We start from the raw sequence: 18,287 nt of genomic DNA on the forward strand, positions 1-18,287 counted from the left end.
CCCATGTTTCATATCAAATCACTTGAACTGGTGCACTGGGATTACTGGCAGCGCATCAAGAATATTCCGCTCGACGCGAAGATCATCACCATCGCGGGGCAGAACGGCTCGGGCAAGACGACCTTGCTCGACGCCTTGCGCACCCTGTTTGGCCTCGATTGCTCGATGGGGCGCACGTATAAACACTATGCGCGCCATTCGGGCCAGCAGACGGCCTGGCTGCGCGCCGTGGTCGACAACAAGAACGTGGGCAAGCAGCTGTCGAACCGCCCGTTCCGCAGTTCCGGCTTCTTCAGCGATGATGAAGTAACGCTGTTTTGCCAGATCCAGAAGAATGGCGGCGACTGGAAGCGCCAGTATCTGATGCGTCCGGGCAATGTGCAGATCGAGGACATCACGGACGCCAACGACTGGCTCGGCGTGGAAAACTACCGCAAGCGCCTGGCCAATGCGGGCCTGTCGCCCGCCATGTCGAAAGTGCTGGCGCTGGAGCAGGGCGAGACGGACAAATTGTGCGAATACGCGCCGCGCCAGCTGCTCGACCTGGTGTTCCAGGTGTTCGGCGACAAGGAAGTGCTCGATGCCTACGACGAAGCCAAGCGCCACCAGCGCGACACGGAAGTGGAGCTGAAACGTTTCGAGACGGAACTCGAGGCGTCGAAGACCAACCTGGAAGGCTTGCGCCTGCGCGTGGCCAATTACCACCAGTGGGAAGGTTTACATAAGGAACGCCGCAACCTGCTGGAAGAAGTGCTGCCCAGCCTGCAATACCACGAGGCGCGCGAAAAGGCGGCCATCGCCAGCCGGCAATTGCGCGATGCGCGCAAACCGATGGCGCAGGCGGACCAGCAACTGACGGATAAACGCAATGCGCTGGCCGCGCAGGCGAAAGCCCTGTCCGACGCGCAGATGAATGAAACCCTGCTGGAGCAGGAATCGATCGGCTTGCAGAGCCGTTTGTCCTTGATCAATGCCAAGCTGAAACCGCTGGACAGCCTGCTGGAACAGAAGGACCGCCTGCACAAGCTGGCGGCCGACTCGGGCAGCGACATCGCCGAAGTGGCGGCCCAGCTGGAACAGAAGGAAGCGCAATTGCTGCAGCAGCGCCAGCAGCGCGACGCCTTGTCGGCCCGCATCGCGGGCGAGCAGGCGACGATTGCCGCACTGCAAGGCAAGACGGCCATGCCGGAGCCGGACAATGTACGCGGCATGCGCCGCGCGCTGCGCGACGCGGGGATATCGCACGCGATGCTGTCGGACATCGTCGAAGTGACGGACAGCCGCTGGCAGGGCGCCGTCGAAGGCGTACTGGGCGGTTACGCCTCGGTGGTGCTGCTCGACAAGGCCAAGGATGCTGCCGCTGCCTACCGCCTGGCCGAGAAGGAGCGCTACCGCCACTTCATCGTGCCGGACCTGGTCACGGCGCCCGTCGCCAAAGACGAGAGCTTGCTGGCGGTGGTGAAATTTTCCGCACCTGTGCCCAGCTGGCTGATCGAGCAGCTGTCGCGCATTGCACGCGTCGACTCCGTCGAAGCCGGCTTCAAGCTGGGCAACCACGAAGAGTGGATCACGCCCGAGGCGTATCACCGTGAACGCCGCGGCGGACGCTCGCTGTTCGTGGAAGCGTCGCGCTACCGCTTCGGCCAGGCTGGCCGCAGCGGCCGCCTGGAAGCGCTGCTGCGCTCCTTGCCGGGCCTGGAAGGGCAGGAAGACACGCTCACCCTGGCGATCTCGAAACTGGCGGCCGAAGTGGGCGCCTTGAAAGCGCGCATCGCCGGCGTCGACGCGGCCAAGGAACTCAGTGCGCGCCAGGAAGAATTTGCCGAAGCGCTGCGCAATTCGAAGCCGCTCAAGGAAGAGCGCCTGGAAGTGGGCGGCCGCCTGGGCGAGTTGCAAAATCTCACCAAGAACGCCACTGTGGCGCGCACGCGTGCCGATACCGTGTGGCAAAACGCACGCCTGGCCCTGTCCGAAGCGGAAGCGGGTTCGCGCCTTGGCTACAAGAAACAAATTGAACAGCGCGCCGAGCATGCGCGCGCCTTGCTGGCGCTGCGCCATGCGTGGCGCCACCTGCCGAAAAGCTGGCGCCGTCCCGCACGCCGCGCGGCGCTTGTGGCCGAACACCAGAATGCGCACCAGGTCGACTTGCGCGTGGCCAGCCTGCAAAACAGCCTCGCGCGCGACGACTGGGAACTGGACGCCACCGTCATCGACCAGCACCACCGCCTGTCGGAGCAGCTGCATGGCCGCCAGTCGGAAACGGACGAGCGCCGCTACCAGAACAACCGCGCCATCGAAGCGACGGGCAATGCCCGCGGCGCCTACATGGAGCGCTTGCGCTACACCATCAAGACTTACAGCAAGAACATCAAGGAGCTGGGCGAACTGGCCGGCATCGAAGTGCATGCCGACCCCGTGCGCCTGGAAAACGACGATGTGCAGCTGTCGCAGGCGGGCTTGCACGTGCGCTTCAAATTCGACGGCAAGGGCGTCATCGGCATGAATGATGGCGAAGCGTCGGGCGGGCAGCAGGTCATGAAGTCGCTGGTGCTCCTGATCGGCTTGCTGAAATCGGAAGACGGTTCCGGCGGCTTCGTCTTCATCGACGAACCGTTTGCCCACCTTGATATCCGCAATATTCAATTGGTCGGCGAATTCCTGAAAAATACGGAAGCGCAATACCTGATGACGACGCCGTTGACGCACAACACGGATGTCTATGATCCCTCGGAGCTGACCTTGATCACCAGTAAGAAAAAGAAGGATACCCAATGGGCACAACCGATTTTCGTGCTGCAGCGCCGGATCGAACCCGCACCGGGCAAGGCGGCGTGATGACCGTGCGCAAGCTTGTTCTGGCCGCAGCCCTGGCGCTGGCGTGTTCGGCGCCAGCCATGGCCAACGACGGCATCGGCTCCGTCAGCGCGGGCGGCATCCTGTTCGGCAAGACGGATGCCGTGGCCATGAAAAAGGAAGTGCTCAGCGTGAGCACGGACTTGATCAAGGTCGAGTATGAATTCCTCAATGAATCGGCCAAGGATGTGGAAGAGACGATCTTCTTCCCCTTGCCCGAATACTCTTCCGGCTACCATGGCTCACCCACGTATTACGGCCAGCCGCAGCAGTTTACCGTCGACGTGGACGGCAAGCGCAAGGAGTATAAAACCACGTTTGTCGCCAAGCTCGGCAGCGCCGACGTGACGGCCCGCCTGCGCCAGCTGGGCTTGTCCGACGCGCAGATCGCGTATTTCCCTTCGCACACGCCGTTCGACAAGAAAGTGGTGCCGCTGACGGCCGCGCAGAGCAAGATCATGATCAAGGAGGGTCTGCTGGCCCAGCTGTACGACGAGGAGTGGGTACCGGCCTGGACCGTGAAAGTCATCTACTTGTGGCAGCAGAAATTCCCTGCCGGTAAAGTCGTGCGCGTGCGTCATCAATATGCGCCGTTCGTCGCAGCCGGCCCCGGCGCCTCCTACCTGGGCGATGGCAATACCTTTGAAAAGAAATACTGCGGCGACAAGGCCTTCTACAAGACGTGGAACCGGCTGGCGGCCCAGCAGGGCGAAAGCGGCTTCGTCAATGCCGTCTGGGTGTCGTACATTTTGACGACGGGTAACACCTGGAAGAATGGCATTGAAGACTTCACCATGAATTTGATCAAGGGCAAGCCGGACGAGCTGGTCAGCCTGTGCTTCCCCGGCACATTCACCAAAATCAATCCCACCACCTTGCAAGTCAAGTTGCGCAACTTCCGTCCGAAGCAGGATCTGGACGTGTACTTCGGCAATGTCGAAGGCACGGTGAGCAACGACGGCGTGGCGCCGCAGATCCGGCCATAGGAATGAGCACGCAGGAAGCGCTGGCCGCGCGCCTGCGCGCCATCGCCCGCGCCACGCCATGGTGCATGCAGGCCCTGGACGCCGTGGCGCAGCTGGGCTTGCCCCACTGCTGCATCGGCGCCGGCGCCGTGCGCAAGCTCGTGTGGGACGCCTTGCACGGTTTCACCCAACCGTCGGCATTGAACGACGTCGACGTGGCGTATTTCGACGCGCACGATGTGCTTGCGGAAAGCGAGGTGCGGCTGCGCCAGCGCCTGGAAACGGCGCTGCCCGGCGTGCCGTGGGAAGTGTGCAACCAGGCCCGGGTGCACCTGTGGTTTGAAGACGAGTTTGGCTACGCCGTGCCGCCCTTGCTGTCGCTCGATGACGCCATCGCTTCCTGGCCCGAGTTCGCCACGGCTGTCGGCATCTATCTGCAGCCTGACGGCGAGATCGGCATCGTCGCGCCGCATGGCCTCGATGACTTGTTCAATATGGTGATCCGGCGCAACCCGGCGCGCATCAGCGAAGACGGCTATGCGCAGCGCCTGGCCAGCAAGGATTATGCGGCGCGCTGGCCGCGCGTCACCATCATCGCCTGGTAAAATGTGGTGTAAAAAGCAATTAAATGCACTGTGGATACAAATTGCCTATAATTGCCAATTTTCCAATAGTGCTTTCCTGATCCCATGTCCTTCTTGATTTCCATGCCGCTGCGCCGCCTCGGCCGCCTGTTCTGCCTTTCCTCCGCCCTCGTGGCGCCCGCCGCCTGGGCCGACAGCTACACCGATTTCCAGCAGGCCAGCGGCCAGCTGGAAACGCTGATGGCCAAGGCGACGCCGCACAGCGGCTTGCCGCGCCTGGGCGACCCTGGCGTGGCGCAGCTGTTTGCGCAGATCGCCGACGGCCCGCGCCTGTTCCAGGCGCCCGTCGCGGCGCTGCAGGACGTGAACGAAAGCGTGGCCGTGTGCGAAAAGGCCATGCGGCTGGGCAAAACATACTATGCGTTTGGCCTGGAACGGCCGTTGCCGCTGTCCGGCGCCGAGCTGCAGCAGGCGCGCAAGGAGCAAGTGACGCAGAACCTGGCCAATTATGGCGATGAAATGAGCAGCTTGTTTGCTTTCAGCATGCATTGCCATGGCCATTTGATCGGACTGATGGAGCAGGAATTCAGCGCCCAGCCGGCCGATGCGGTGAGCGGGCCCGAGCGTCTGCGCGCGCGGGCGTTCAGCAAGAACACGGCCATTGTTTTCACGAGCGTGGTGCAGTTCGTGCAAGTGCCGTTCTGGAACGTGGCGCAAAAGAAGCGGATGCTGGAAGCGGCGGCCCAGCACGCCACGGCGAATGCCAATCTGATGGCGCCTCCCTTGCGCGAGCGTTTGCTGGCCAGCCTGGCCGATGCGGACAAGGATCTCGATCCGGCCCTGGCGCCGGTGCTGGCGACGATACGCCAGGCGCTGTCGGTGACGACGTGTACTGGCCTGTGCCAGTACTACTGAGTTACTCGGCGGCCTGCAGCGGCTTGTTGCGCTGGCGCCAGCGCACGAGGCCCCACGCATACACGGCGTAGTAGCCGATGACGAGGCCGTAGGCGGCCATGGTCAGCGGGCTCTGTCCGAACGGCGGCGGCGGCACGGGCACGTCCAGGCGCGTGTTCAGGTAGATTTCCATGCCGCGGTACAGCAAGCGGGCGATGAACAGCATCGTGATGGCCAGGCCCAGATAGCGGTGCTGGGTAAAAAAGAAATCCTTGCCGACTTGCTCGAAACGCGTCAGCTTCAGGCCCAGCACACCGAGCCAGCCGCCGGCCAGCGCGCCCGCGCCCAGGCTCGACAGGGGCAGCAGCTCGAATTTCGTCGTCGTCGCCAGGAACAGCAGCAGCGCGGGAAACGCGACCGCCACGCTCCAGTGCCGCCACAGCTGCGACTTCTGGCGCGCCACCAGTTTCTTCAGGCGCGAATAAATGCGCCAGACCAGCAGCGGGACCAGGAACAGCAGGGCGAGGGTAGTGGTTTCCATGTAGGCAATCGGGTGCGGGTAAAACAGCGATTGTAAGCCAGATGGGGATGGGCGGCGATGCTTGTCAAACGGTAAAAGTTGCTGGTTGACATTTACTTGGCCTGAACGCACTATGCCCTGTCACAAAGCGCCGCCATGAGCGGTGCGGTGCGCTCGCTTGTTGTCACCACCTTCATACACTGGAGTTCCATGTCTACACGTTTGCCTTTGCTGCCCATCACTGTTGGCTTGATGGCCTCGTCTTCCCTGGCCATGGCGCAAGATGGCGCTTATCAAGCCCCGCCCGCGCCCCTGCAAGCCATCGTCGATGCGCCGCGCGCGCCGACCCTGAGCCTGAGCCCGAAACGCAACCTGGCCGCCGTGCTGCCCACGCCATCCCTGCCCGGCATCGGCGAAGTGGCGCAGCCGGAACTGAAGCTGGCGGGCTTGCGCATCAATCCGCGCACGTATTCGGCCAGCCGCTTCAGTTTCCACACGGGACTGGGCTTGCTCGACATCGATACGCAGAAGGAAATCAAGGTCAGCGGCCTGCCGGCGGCACCCCGCATCGCCGATCTGGCCTGGTCGCCTGACCAGCGCTACCTGGCCTTTACGCACATCGCCTTTGCCGATCCCGCCAGGGGCGTGAAGGAGTCGGGCGTGGAACTGTGGCTGCTCGACGTGCAGACGAAGGCGGCGCGCAAGCTGTCCAGCACCCCCCTGTCGGCCGTGTATGGCCGCGGCTTTTCCTGGATGCCAGACAGCAAGACCTTGCTGGTGCAGCTGAAGCCGGCCAAGCTCGGCGCGGCGCCCGTGGCCAGCGGCATCCCGACGGGCCCGTCCATCCAGGACAGCGTGCCGGGCGGCGGCGTCAAGCAATTGCGCACCTATCCGGACTTGCTGAAAAACGAACAGGATGCGCAGCTGTTCGAACACTACATCACGGTGCAGCTGGCCTTGCTGGACGTGGCGGGCAAGCAGCGCCTGGTCGGCCAGCCGGGCCAGTTCTCGCGCGTGTCGGCCTCACCCGATGGCAAGCACCTGCTGACGACCAGCATCGTGCGTCCGTATTCCTACATCGTGCCGGCGCATGATTTCGGCCACAAGATCGACGTGCGCGACCTGAATGGCAAGGTGGAGCACGCGGTGGCGGCCCTGCCGCTGGAGGAAGGGCTGCCGCCAGGCAATGATGCCGTGTCTGCCGGCGTGCGTTCCGTCAGCTGGCGCGTCGATGCGCCCGCCACCCTGGTATGGGCCGAAGCGCAGGACGGCGGCGACCCGGCCAGGGCGGCCGAAATCCGCGACATCGTCTACACGCAGGCGGCGCCGTTCACCGCCAAGCCGGCCGTGCTGGCCAGGCTCGGTTCGCGCTACGCGGGCGTGGCCTGGGGCCGCGGCGACCTGGCCCTGCTCGGCGAAGCGTGGTACAAGACGCGCGCCGTCAAGCAGTGGCGCATTGCGCCAGATCAACCGTCCACGCCGGCCGACCTCGTGTACGCGGGATCGTTCGAAGACCGCTACAACGATCCGGGCCAGCCCGTCATGCGCGCGGACGCGGCCGGCTTGCCGCGCCTGCTCATCGCCGCTGACGGTTCCATCCTGCTCGACGGCCAGGGCGCATCGAAGGAGGGCGACCGGCCGTTCATCGACCGCCTGAACCTGGCGACGAAACAGAAGGAACGCCTGTTCCAGAGCGCCGCCCCCTACTATGAAAACGTGGTGGCCGTGCTGGACGAGGATGGCAGCCGTCTGCTGTCGACGCGCGAATCGCCGACCGAGCAGCCGAATTACTATGTGCGCAACCTGAAACAGCAGGGCGCCGCGCAGTTGACGGCCCTCACGCATTTCCCCCATCCGCTGCCGCAGCTGAAGGACGTGCAGAAAGAGCTGATTCGCTACAAGCGCGCCGACGGCGTGGACCTGACGGCGACACTGATGTTGCCGCCGAACTACGACGTGAAACGCGACGGCCCGCTGCCGACCCTGATGTGGGCGTATCCGCAGGAATTCAAGACGGCCAGCGCCGCCAGCCAGACCAAGGGCTCGCCCTACAAATTCAATGCCGTCAGCTACTGGGGCCCGGCCGCCTTCCTGTCCATGGGCTACGCCGTGCTCGACAATCCATCGTTCCCCATCGTCGGCAATGGCGAGCAGGAGCCGAACGACACGTATCTGCCGCAGCTGGTGGCCGATGCCGAGGCGGCCGTCGACGAGGTGGTGCGCCGTGGCGTGTCCGACCGCAACCGCATCGCCATCGGCGGCCACTCGTATGGCGCCTTTATGACGGGCAACCTGCTGGCGCACACGCGGCTGTTCCGCGCCGGCATCGCCCGCAGCGGCGCCTACAACCGCACCCTGACGCCGTTCGGCTTCCAGGCCGAAGAGCGCTCGTTCTGGCAGGCGCCGGCCGTCTACCAGGCCATGTCGCCGTTTAATTATGCGGACAAGATCAAGGATGCGCTGCTGATGATCCATGGCGAGCAGGACAACAACTCGGGCACCTTCCCCATCCAGAGCGAGCGCATGTTCCAGGCCGTCAAGGGACTGGGCGGCACGGCGCGCCTGGTGATGCTGCCGAACGAGAGCCACGGCTACCGCGCGCGCGAATCGATCATGCAGATGCTGTATGAAAGCAACAACTGGCTGGAGAAATATGTGAAGAACGCGGCGCCGCCGGCCGCCGACGTCAAGCCGGCCGGCAAATAAGGGCGGCGGCGCGCAACTCGTGGTATGGTCTTCCTTTGTCTGCAGGGAGGCCAGCCATGACCGTCATCCATGCCCACCGCGCGCCCGACCCGGCGCCCGTCGATGAACCCATGCCGGCGCCGGAGCCGCAAGAAGCGCCCGGGCGCCACCCGGGGCCCGTGCACCCGGTGCCGCAGGACGATCCCGTGCCGCACCCGCATCCCAGTTAATCTCGTCAAGAAAGGCTGTTTTAGATGGCAATTGTCAAGGAAGTCTACACACGCAAAGTCAGCGGAGAATCGTTCGACTATGAACTCGATTACACCCAGGGCGCGGACGTGGCCTGGATTGCGCGCGTGTACCACGACGGCGTGCTGAAAGGCTCGCCGCACGGCGCGCTGACGGCCAACGTGCTGTCCGGCCCCGCGCTGGAGCAATATCTGCGCGCGTATGTCGAAGGCATGATCGAGCGGGGGCTCGACGTGGCCGAGTAAGTGAGTGCCGGGGTCAGACCCGCCGGGTCTGACCCCAGTATTTTCTTGGGTTGGCAGTAGAAACAGCAAAGGGCGCCGAGGCGCCCTTTGTTGTTTCGGTGGTGTCGGATTACGCGGCTGCGCCGCGAATCCGACCTACGTGGATGCACATGGGCCGTAGGTCGGATTAGCGGGGCCACGCCCCGCGTAATCCGACAACATTGTTGGCCGCCATTCTAGTCAAACGCCCACGTATACAACACGTCCAGCGCATTGTTCGTACCCGTCTGGAACTGCAAAGTGATGCGGCGGTTCAGTTTGTAGCGCAGCTTGACCAGGCTCGTCGCCGTGCTCGTGCCTTGCTCGAACGTCAGGTAGGCGCGCGACGACAGCCGCTTGCCGACGGTGACGACCGTGCTTTCCAGTCCTTGCGCCTGCGACAGGCCCACTTCATCGAGGCCCAGCGAATTGGCCAGCTTGCCCTGCAAGCCGCCGCCGGAGCCGCCGAAGAGGGCGCCTGCGGCCGTCGTCAAGAGCGCCATTTCATCGCCGGCCGCCGTTTCCGCGCCGTGACCGAGGATCAGCCAGGCCAGCTTGTCGCTGTCCGACACGCTCGGCGTGGACACCAGCTTGGCCGTCGGCGCCTGCGCCGTGCCGCGCACTTCCACGCCCGCTTCCACGTTCGTTTCCGACAGCGCCTCGCCTTCGGGACGCTTGCGCACGGCCAGGATATTCAGTGACGGGTTGTCGTAGGCGCCCGTGAAGGCGATCAGGCCCCGCTCGATCGACAGTTTCTGGCCGTAGGCCGCGTATTGACCTGTGACCACCTTGATGCTGCCCGTCACGCGCGGCGCGGCGCGGTTGATGACTCTGGCGCGCACATTGCCGGCCAGATCCGCGTCGAGCCCCATGCCGCGCAGGTGGAAGGCGTTGCCCAAGTCAAACTCGAGGTCGATATTCAGGGGCAGCGAAGGCGCTTCCTTGCTGCCCTTGACTTCCTTGCCCAGCACCACGACGTCGCTGCTTTGCGTGGGGGTATCTTGCGGCGCCAGTTCGATCAGCGCGCGGTTGGCCTTGAATTTGCCATCGAAGCTGAAGCGCTTGTCGTTGCGCACCAGGGTGCTGTTGCCCGACAGGACCAAAGTGCGGTCCGGACGCGACAGCGCCTGCAGGCGGTCGGCCATCAGCTTCAGTTCCAGGCTCGCTTCGCCATTCGCAAAGCGCACCCAGCCATCGGCCTGCACCTTGCCGTCGCCGCCGTCAAAGCTCAAACGCTGCAATTGCAATTGATCGCCGGCCAGCTTGGCTTGCAGCACGCCATTGCGCAATTTCAAGCCCTGGTCGGCCCAGTTCACCAGCAGCTTGCTGCCGTTGATGTCGCCATTCAATTGCGGCGCGCCGATGGTGCCGCTGCCGGACAGGGCCACCTTCAAGGCGCCGCCCAGTTCCAGGCCCGGCTGGCCCGTCAGCGGCGCCAGCCACGCCAACGAATCGATATTCGTGGTGCCCGTCATCGACAGGGCGCTGTCGTTGCTGATGCGTCCGTTCAGCATTTGCACGGTGGCATTGATATCGCTCTGGCCCGCGCGTGCGCCATCGAGTTTCACGGCCAGGCGCAGCTGCTGGTTGGCGACATCCACGCGCGCATCGAAGGTGCGCAAGCCCAGCGCCAGCGGCTGTTCCACGCCCACCGTCACGTCGCCTTTTTCGCGGTAGATGTGCAGCATGCCGGCCAGCGAGGGATCTTTCTGTTTCGCCGTCGGCACCTGCATGTCGAGCGACCATTGCGCGCCCAGGGTCAGGTCGCTGCGCGCATTGGCTTGCAGCGACGGGATCACTTGCGCCAGATAGGTCAGGGCCACGCCAGCCGCCTGGCCGGAACTGGTCCAGCGGGGGCCGTTCTTGACGAGGTTTTGCATGGTGATGCTGCCTGCCGGCAATTTGATGACGGTGTTGCCCACGCTGATCTGCTCGGGCTGGCCCAGGCCCGCCACGCCGCTGCCGGCCGGTCCCGCCACTTTCACGGGCACGGGCGCTTGCAGCACGAGCGCATAGCGGCCCTTGTTTTGCAGGCTGTCGATGCTGCCCGTCCAGGCGGCGCCGCTCTGGCTGCCGCGGATTTGCACGGTGGCATCGAAATCGTCATTGCGCGCCGTCAAACTGACCGTATGGCTGCCGCGCGTGCCCGTCGTGCCCAGGCGGGCGCTGGCCAGCTTGAAGGTGGGCGTGCTGTAGCCCGTGATCTCCAGGCTGCTGACCATGGGGTCGAGCGCGCCCTGGCCGGTGCCCACGCTGGCGCTGCCTTTCACGGCTTTCAATTGCTGGTCGCCAAAGAAGGTCAGGTCCTTGCCATCGAGCGTCAGCTGTGCGGCGGGCGCGTCCATCTTGCCCGAGACGGAACCGGCCGCATGCAGCACGCCGGCAAACTTGGGACCCAGGGTCGACAGTTGCGGCGCATCGAGTTTCCATGTCAGCTGGTCCGTGGCGCCGCCCAGCGCGCCCTTGGCCAGCAAGCTGTTCGGCCCCAGGCGCAATTCCGTATCCACGCTGTCGATGCGTTTCGCGTTGGCCGACAGCTTGGCATAGCCGGCCAGCGGCGCGTTTTGCAGGGTCGATTCGCGCAGGGCCAGGTTGAGGGCCACTTGCCAGTCGCTCGTCAGGCGGCCGCTGCCGTTGAAATCCGCATTCACGTTGCCGTTGGGCATGGATGCGCCAAACGCGGCCGGGTTGATCTTTTGCAAGGAACCCGTCATTTTCAATTCCGCCTGCTGCTTCGGACCCGTCAAGCCCACGTCGCCGCTGGCGTGGATGGCGCTGTCGGGCGCGGGGCGCTTGCCGCTGGCGAGGCCCAGTCCTTTCGCGTCGGCAACAAACGTCGTGCGCGGCTGCTGCAGCGTGCCCTGCACCACGCCGCTGGCCAGCACCGTACCCAGCAAGTCGCCCTGCAGAGCGGAAAGTTGCCGTGCATCGACATTCCAGTTGAGCTTTTCGCCGGCGCCGCCAAAGTTGCCCTTGGCCGTCACGTTGTTCTTGCCTAGCGCCAACTGCACGTCGATGCCGCTGAAATGGGCCGCATCGGCCGTCAGCTTGCCCTTGCCGGTCAGGGGCTGGTCGAGCAGCTTGCTGGGGCGCACGGTGAAGTCCGCGTTCGCCAGCCACTTGGGGGCCACGTGGCCATGGGCGCGCACGTCGAGGTTCAGGTCGGCCACGGGGAAGGCGCCGAAGTCGGCGGGATTGAGGCGGCTGGTGCTGGCCACGGCCTTGAACGGTTGCTCGTCCTTCAGGCTGATCTGGCCCGTCGCGTTGACGCTGCTTTTGCCTGCCTGCAAGGTGGCCTTGCGCAGTTGCACGAGCGAATCGGCCAGGGTGGCTTCCATGTCCAGGCGCAGCTTGGCTTCGCCGAGTTTGGCGCGCAGGGTTTGCGTCTTGCCGTCGCTGTCGAGCACGATGTCGCCGACGATCTTCGTGCTGTTGATGCTGCTGTAAATGTGCTGCAAGTCGATCTTGTCCGTGTGCAAGGTCAGTTGCGCCGTGCCGATGGGGCCATCGACGGCATCGCGGTTGAGTTTGCCGCCGCCTGTGAACTTGCCCGCGTTGCCGAAATCGATGATGGCCGACTCCAGGGTCGTGGCCGTCAGGGTGCCGCCCAGGCGCGCCTCGAACTGGCGCAGCGGCAGCTTTTGCTGGTCGATGGGACCCGGCGTGGCGTGGTTGAGGATGGCCAGCTTGCCCGACACCGTTTGCTTCGTCGGCCGGGTGTCGATGGCGGCATCGAGTTCCAGGCTCAGGTCCGCCTGCGGCAAGGTGGCGTCGAACTTGCCCGGATTGATGTTGCGGCCTTTGATGCTGGCCGAGCGCAGGATGATGACGGGGTCGAACGGCGCCAGCGCCAGCTGGGCGTCGGCCGTGGCCGCGCCCGCGCTGCCCTTGGCCGTGACGTTCAGTACATTCAGGTCGCCGCCCAGCTGCAGCGCCAGGGCGGCCGGTTTTTCGCCGGCGGCGGGGTTGAGCTGCGTCAAGCCCGCTTTGCCGCTGAGCTTGAACGGCTGCGTGGCGGCGATCGTCGCGCTGGCCGTGGCCTGGCCGAACGGCGTGACGGCCGAGGCGTCTTCCAGCTGCCATTGCGACTTGTCGCCCGACAAGGTGAAATGGATTTTTTCAAATACCGTGTTGCCGCCCGCGCTGACGAGGGTCACCTTGTCCAGGCGCGCGTCGGCAATGCCGATTTTAAAAGGCGCGGCCAGGCTGGCGGGCATGGTCGACGGTTCCTCTGACGGCGCCGTGCTTTCCACGGACAGGCTGGCCACGTGCAGTTCGCTGATGGCGATGCCTTCCGAGAAGAACTGGAACGGCGACCAGTTGATGTCGATGTTGTCGGCCATGATGTGCTGCGTCTTGCTGCGGTAGCTGACGTGGCCCAGGTGCATGCGGTTGTACAGCGAGCCGGACACGCCCGACACTGCGATGTCGCCGCCGCTGGCGCTGGCCACTTTTTGCACCAGCATCTGCAAGGTCGATTCGCGGCCCAGGAACCAGAAGCCGGCGCCCAGCAGCACGGCCAGGCTGGCGACGGCGATCAGCACATAGCGCACCCAGCGGCGCGGTTTTTTCGCCGGCGGTGGCGGCGCGGCGCCGTTGGGGGACTCGGTAGAAATATCGGACATCAGAAAGTGAATCCCAGAGAAAAGTGCAAACGGTAGGCGTGGACGGCGTGGCCATACGCCACGTCGACATTGATGGGGCCGACGGGGCTCTTGTAGCGCCCGCCCAGGCCATAGCCCGATTTCGGCGTCATGGCCGCTTTGACCGTGTCGGCCGCGTTGCCGGCGTCATAGAAGGCGGCAATGGCCCATTTCGGCTTGAACCAGTACTGGTATTCGGCGCTGCCGGTGAGCATGTAGCGCCCGCCGATGGTGGCGTCGCCTTCCTTCACGCCCAGTTCCTGGTAGCCATAGCCGCGTACCGACTGGTCGCCGCCCGCGCGGAACAGGTAGACGGCCGGCACGCCGCGTTTTTCCTTCGAGCCCAGCGCGCCCATTTCGCCGCGCACGATCAGCTCGCCCTTTTCGCCGAGCGGACGGTAATACACGGCCTTGCCGGCCACGCGCACGAAGCGCTCGTCCGTCAGCAGGGGCAGCAGGGCGCCGCCCACCTGGGCGTTGATGACGTAGCCCTTGGTGGGGAACAGCAGGCTGTCGAGGCTGCGCTTGGTGATGGCATAAGTCAGCGGCAAGCTCTTGCTGCGCGTCTGTTCCAGACCCACCACCGTCTTGTCTTCGCTGAGGAACTCGAACGTCAGGCTGCGCTCGAGGTTGGTGCCGCCCCAGTTGCGCTTGGCCGAGATGGTGGTGACGGCCGTGATTTCATTGGAAATATCGCTGCGCTCGAACGAGGCGCCCGCGCTGTCGTTGTAGCCGCGCTCGGTGGTCGGAAAGTAAAAATTGGCGTGCGCCGCCTGTTTCTTCGTTTCCATGGTGATCGCGCTCTTGAAGCGCGTGCCCCATACGTTGAGGTTGTCATAGTTGAGCTGGGCACGATTCCCCGTATTCGTACTGAAACCGAGACCGGCGCTGACGTTCTGCTGCTTGTTTTCCGTCACGCGCACGACCAGCGGCAGCTGCGGCGCGGGGCCGCGGTTGGCGGGCCTGGCTTCTGGCGCGGCGCCGGCGGCCTCGGCCTGCTGGCTTTCCTGGCCCGCCTCGATCTGCTCGCCCAGGATGCTGCTCATGTCGGCACTGACTTCCACGCTGGCAAAGTAGCCCGTGTCCTGCAGGCGCGCCTGGAACGATTGCAGCGCCGATTCGCTGTAATAGTCGCCCGGGCGTATCTTGTCGAGGTTGCGGATGATGCTGGCATCGTAGCGTTTCAAGCCTTCGATGCGCAGCTCGCCGAAGCGCAGCTCGGGGCCGCTGTCGAGCACCACCAGCAAGGAGACCTTGTGCGTTTCCGGGTCGACCACGGCTTGCGTATCGACCAGCTGGGCGCGCGGGTAGCGCGTCTGCACCACTTCGCGCAGCAGCGCGCGCTTGGCCGCTTCCCATTCCGCCTGGCGGAACACGCTGCCCGTCTTCAGGGCCCAGCTGCGTTTCAGGGCTTCCGTATCGTAGGGTTCGGAAGCGGCCAGCGGCGGCGTGGGATCGAAGCCGCGCAATTCCAGCTCGACCTTGTCGATGGTCACCGGCTGGCCCGGATCGACGTCGACGATGACGACGGGTTTGGCGCCCGTCGTGTCGACGCGCACCGTGACGACGGGCGTGTAGTAGCCGGCCGTGGCGATGAGGTTTTTGGCTTGCTCGGGCGTATCGCGCACGAGGCGCTGCAATTGCTCGCGGTCCATGCGCGGGTTGCCGCGGAAGCGTTCCAGGTCCAGGTTTTTTTCCAGCAGTTCATCGAGGTCGCCGGGGGCGTTGACCTTGACCTCGTACTGCAGCGGGGCGGGCGCCGTTTCCGTGGCGCTGGCGCTCTCTGGAGCAGCATCTTGCGTGGCCTCCTGGGCCCCGGCATGGGCGATGGGAAACAGCGAGATGACACTGCCGGCGGCCGCCAGTGTCAGTTGACCCATTGCTTTTGTCACTACTTGTGCCAAAATTCGTGGTCGTATCGCCTTGCCGGCAGCCGTATGCCGTATGGGTCGTGCAGAAAACATGGTGCTCCAGATGAGTAAATGCTGACTGCATGTTACCGGAATAGGTAAACTGATGGCGGACGAATAAGTATTTTTTGCGCTGGGAATCATGTTTCTCCGCGCACAATTGGAACAGAATCAAACTGAAAAGAAAGAAATTATGCTAGCAACGGACTCCGCACTGGTGCTCTTTAGCGGTGGACAAGATTCCACCACCTGCCTGGCCTGGGCTCTCAAGCACTATAGCCGAGTGGAAACCATCGGTTTTGACTATGGACAGCGCCATGCGATCGAACTGACCGTGCGTCCCGGCGTGCTCGAGCAGATGCGCCGGCAGTCGCCCGAGTGGGACAGCCGCCTGGGCCAGGATCACATGATCGACCTGTCATTGATTTCCGCCATTTCCGATACGGCCATGACGCAGAACGTCGAGATCGTCATGCAGGAAAACGGCTTGCCGAACACCTTCGTGCCCGGCCGTAACTTGCTGTTCATGACGGTGGCCGCCACCGTGGCCTACCGCCGCGGCTTGACGGTGCTGGTGGGTGGCATGTGCGAGACGGATTTTTCCGGCTACCCGGATTGCCGCGACGACACAATGAAAGCGCTGCAAGTGGCCCTGAACCTGGGCATGAATACGCGATTGAAGCTGGAAACGCCGCTGATGTGGCTGGACAAGGCGCAAAGCTGGGACCTGGCGGAAGACCTGGGCGGCCAGCCGCTGGTCGACCTGATCCGCAGCGGCACGCACACCTGCTACCTGGGCGAGCGGGGCGAATTGCACGACTGGGGCTACGGCTGCGGCACTTGCCCGGCCTGCTCCCTGCGCGCGAACGGCTACCAGCAATACGCGGCGAGGAAGGCGGCGAAACCGGCCCTGAAATAATCAGTTTGCGCCGTTTCTTCAAGCGGCGCGGCAGGGGGACCAGCCATGCTGTGGTTTTTGCCACAGGAGCGCCTTGCCATGACATCCCTCTTTGCCGCGCTGTACGGCCCCGTCTTCTGGGCCGGCTTCATCGGCGCCGCCGCTTGCCTGATCGCGGCGTGCCACTACTTCCTCTGGGTCTTGCCGCCCTTGCTGCTGCTGGCCCTGCTCACTTCCTTTCTTGCCGAACGCTACCTGCCGTATGACGGCGCGTGGAACCACGCGCACGGCGACGGCTGGCGCGATGTCGTGCACGCGCTTGTCAACGAGGCGCTGTACCTGCTGGGCCTGGCTGCCTTTCCCCTGCTGGCAGGGCACCTGGCGCTGGGCGCATTCTGGCCGGGCCAGCTGCCGTTCTGGGCGCAACTGCTGCTGGCCATCCTCATCGCCGACTGCGGCATTACCCTGGTGCATTACCTGAGTCATCATTATTACTTTCTGTGGAAACTGCATGCCGTGCACCACAGCGTGCAGCGCCTGTATGGTTTCAATGGCTGGATGAAACACCCGCTGCATCTGCTGCTGGAAGCGGCGGGCGGCATGCTGCCCTTATTGCTGCTGGGCATACCTGAGCGTGTCATGGCCGTGCTGGCGTTTGCCGTAGCGATCCAGCTGTTGCTGCAGCACGCGAATGTCGACATGCGCATGGGGCCGCTGCGCCACGTGTTTGCCTGGGCGCCGCTGCACCGTTTTCATCACATGAAATACGGCACGGCCGGCGACGTGAATTTCGGCCTGTTTTTTACGTGCTGGGACCGCCTGCTGGGCACCTGTTTCGACGCCCCGGGCTACCGCATGCGGAGCGAGGACCTGGGCATCGGCAGCCGGCCCGATTACCCCGTCGCATATGGGGCGCAATTGATCGAGCCGTTCCGCGCGGAAGAGGGCGTGCGCGCGCCCGAGCTGCCGGCCGGCTTGCGCCACGGGTCGTAGCCGGCAGGTCAATCGAGCAGCTTGACGTCGAGCTGGCGCAAGCTGCGGTCGGCGCGCACGCCGAACAGGCTGCGCATGGTGCGCGAAAAATGCGCGGCATCGGCAAAGCCGGCGCCGTGGGCCGCGTCCGTCAGAGTGCTGCCGAGCAAGATGAAACGGATGGCCAGGCGCAAGCGGCGCCACAGCACCAGCCGCCGCACGGGCAAGCCCAGCTGGGCGCTGAACAGGCGTTCCAGCTGGCTCAGCGACAAATGCGCGGCCCCGGCCACGGCGGCCGCGCTGACCTTGCCCGACAACAATATGTCGACCTGCTCCAGCGCGCGCCGCACGCGGGCGTCGGACAGGATTTCCCGGGGCTGGGCCTGCAGGGCGGCGGCGATGCCGTCCAGGGTGGGAGCGCCTGCGCCGCCGGCGGCCGCCAGCAAGGCGTCACCGCCCAGGCGCTGCGGTTCCGCATAGATGGTCAGCATGGGCGCCGGTGCGGCGACGATGGCGTGCGGGCGCAGGCTTTCGACCAGCAAGTGCCGCGCTGTGTGGACGATGCCGTCGAGCTCGACCGTGAAGGGCGCTCCCGTGCTCAGCATCAGTTGGTGCGCATAATGGGCGTGGCTGTCCGTGGCGCCCGCTGCGCCATGCAAGATGGCAAAATCCGGCGCCAGCCACAGTGTTCCCTGCCAGCTATCGTGCTGCAAACGCGGCTCCCTGATGATGGATGACGGGGCGATCATAGCAGCCGGCGGGAATGGTTTTCATGGCATTGAATTTTCCTGGAGTACACATCATTGCATCGATGAAATATGTGGTCTTTTTAATACAATATTCGGCATTGC

The 18,287-nt window shown here is 64.4% G+C and carries 13 protein-coding genes; 9 read left to right on the forward strand and 4 right to left on the reverse strand.

From position 1 onward, the window contains the following. Positions 1–3 precede the first annotated feature (3 nt). The 4 genes from D9M09_RS00910 (at position 4) to D9M09_RS00925 (ending at position 5,317) form a co-directional block, all read left to right on the forward strand. Positions 4–2,835 carry an ATP-binding protein gene (locus D9M09_RS00910; RefSeq protein WP_070221591.1) on the forward strand — a complete coding sequence of 944 codons (2,832 nt, stop codon included), beginning with the start codon at positions 4–6 and terminating at the stop codon, positions 2,833–2,835. Continuing rightward, positions 2,835–3,839: a DUF4424 family protein gene (locus tag D9M09_RS00915; protein WP_162995532.1), complete on the forward strand. Its 1,005-nt coding sequence runs from the start codon at positions 2,835–2,837 to the stop codon at positions 3,837–3,839. Before D9M09_RS00910 ends, D9M09_RS00915 begins: the two co-directional genes overlap by 1 nt. 2 nt (positions 3,840–3,841) lie before the next feature. After that, entirely contained in the window at positions 3,842–4,423 is a 582-nt protein-coding gene (locus tag D9M09_RS00920) for a nucleotidyltransferase family protein (protein WP_121668382.1), read from the forward strand. Positions 4,424–4,507: 84 nt separating this feature from the next. Beyond that, entirely contained in the window at positions 4,508–5,317 is an 810-nt protein-coding gene (locus D9M09_RS00925; protein ID WP_121668383.1) for a hypothetical protein, read from the forward strand. A 1-nt stretch (position 5,318) separates the two neighbouring features. On the opposite strand, the gene D9M09_RS00930 is transcribed toward D9M09_RS00925, so the two are convergent. Then, complete coding sequence (locus D9M09_RS00930) at positions 5,319–5,837, reverse strand: hypothetical protein (protein ID WP_070292398.1); 519 nt, start codon at positions 5,835–5,837, stop codon at positions 5,319–5,321. A 189-nt stretch (positions 5,838–6,026) separates the two neighbouring features. On the opposite strand from D9M09_RS00930, the gene D9M09_RS00935 reads away from it, so the two are divergent. From D9M09_RS00935 to D9M09_RS00940, 3 genes are read left to right on the forward strand one after another with little or no spacing between them, the layout of a single operon-like run. Next, positions 6,027–8,522: an alpha/beta hydrolase family protein gene (locus tag D9M09_RS00935; protein WP_162995533.1), complete on the forward strand. Its 2,496-nt coding sequence runs from the start codon at positions 6,027–6,029 to the stop codon at positions 8,520–8,522. Positions 8,523–8,578: 56 nt separating this feature from the next. After that, on the forward strand, positions 8,579–8,731 hold the full coding sequence (locus tag D9M09_RS28700; RefSeq protein WP_162995534.1) for a hypothetical protein: 153 nt from the start codon (positions 8,579–8,581) through the stop codon (positions 8,729–8,731). Between the two features lie 24 nt (positions 8,732–8,755). Continuing rightward, positions 8,756–8,995 carry a hypothetical protein gene (locus D9M09_RS00940; RefSeq protein WP_034753464.1) on the forward strand — a complete coding sequence of 80 codons (240 nt, stop codon included), beginning with the start codon at positions 8,756–8,758 and terminating at the stop codon, positions 8,993–8,995. Positions 8,996–9,210: 215 nt separating this feature from the next. Here the strand turns inward: D9M09_RS00940 and D9M09_RS00945 are convergent, their stop codons facing one another. Next, positions 9,211–13,638 carry a translocation/assembly module TamB domain-containing protein gene (locus D9M09_RS00945; protein WP_121668384.1) on the reverse strand — a complete coding sequence of 1,476 codons (4,428 nt, stop codon included), beginning with the start codon at positions 13,636–13,638 and terminating at the stop codon, positions 9,211–9,213. Beyond that, positions 13,638–15,536, reverse strand: a complete 1,899-nt coding sequence (locus D9M09_RS00950) for an autotransporter assembly complex protein TamA (RefSeq protein WP_070292401.1) — start codon at positions 15,534–15,536, stop codon at positions 13,638–13,640. Before D9M09_RS00950 ends, D9M09_RS00945 begins: the two co-directional genes overlap by 1 nt. Positions 15,537–15,759: 223 nt before the next feature. On the opposite strand from D9M09_RS00950, the gene queC reads away from it, so the two are divergent. Both queC and D9M09_RS00960 read left to right on the forward strand, forming a co-directional pair. Then, the gene (gene queC, locus D9M09_RS00955; protein WP_070217781.1) at positions 15,760–16,485 is read left to right on the forward strand and encodes a 7-cyano-7-deazaguanine synthase QueC; all 726 of its coding nucleotides are present in this window, start codon (positions 15,760–15,762) and stop codon (positions 16,483–16,485) included. 78 nt (positions 16,486–16,563) lie between these two features. Next, on the forward strand, positions 16,564–17,457 hold the full coding sequence (locus tag D9M09_RS00960; protein ID WP_121670917.1) for a sterol desaturase family protein: 894 nt from the start codon (positions 16,564–16,566) through the stop codon (positions 17,455–17,457). Between the two features lie 8 nt (positions 17,458–17,465). Here the strand turns inward: D9M09_RS00960 and D9M09_RS00965 are convergent, their stop codons facing one another. Then, the gene (locus D9M09_RS00965; protein ID WP_205602319.1) at positions 17,466–18,149 is read right to left on the reverse strand and encodes a helix-turn-helix domain-containing protein; all 684 of its coding nucleotides are present in this window, start codon (positions 18,147–18,149) and stop codon (positions 17,466–17,468) included. Positions 18,150–18,287: the final 138 nt, after the last annotated feature.

Origin of the sequence: Janthinobacterium agaricidamnosum (assembly GCF_003667705.1) — a bacterium.
GTDB lineage: Bacteria > Pseudomonadota > Gammaproteobacteria > Burkholderiales > Burkholderiaceae_D > Janthinobacterium.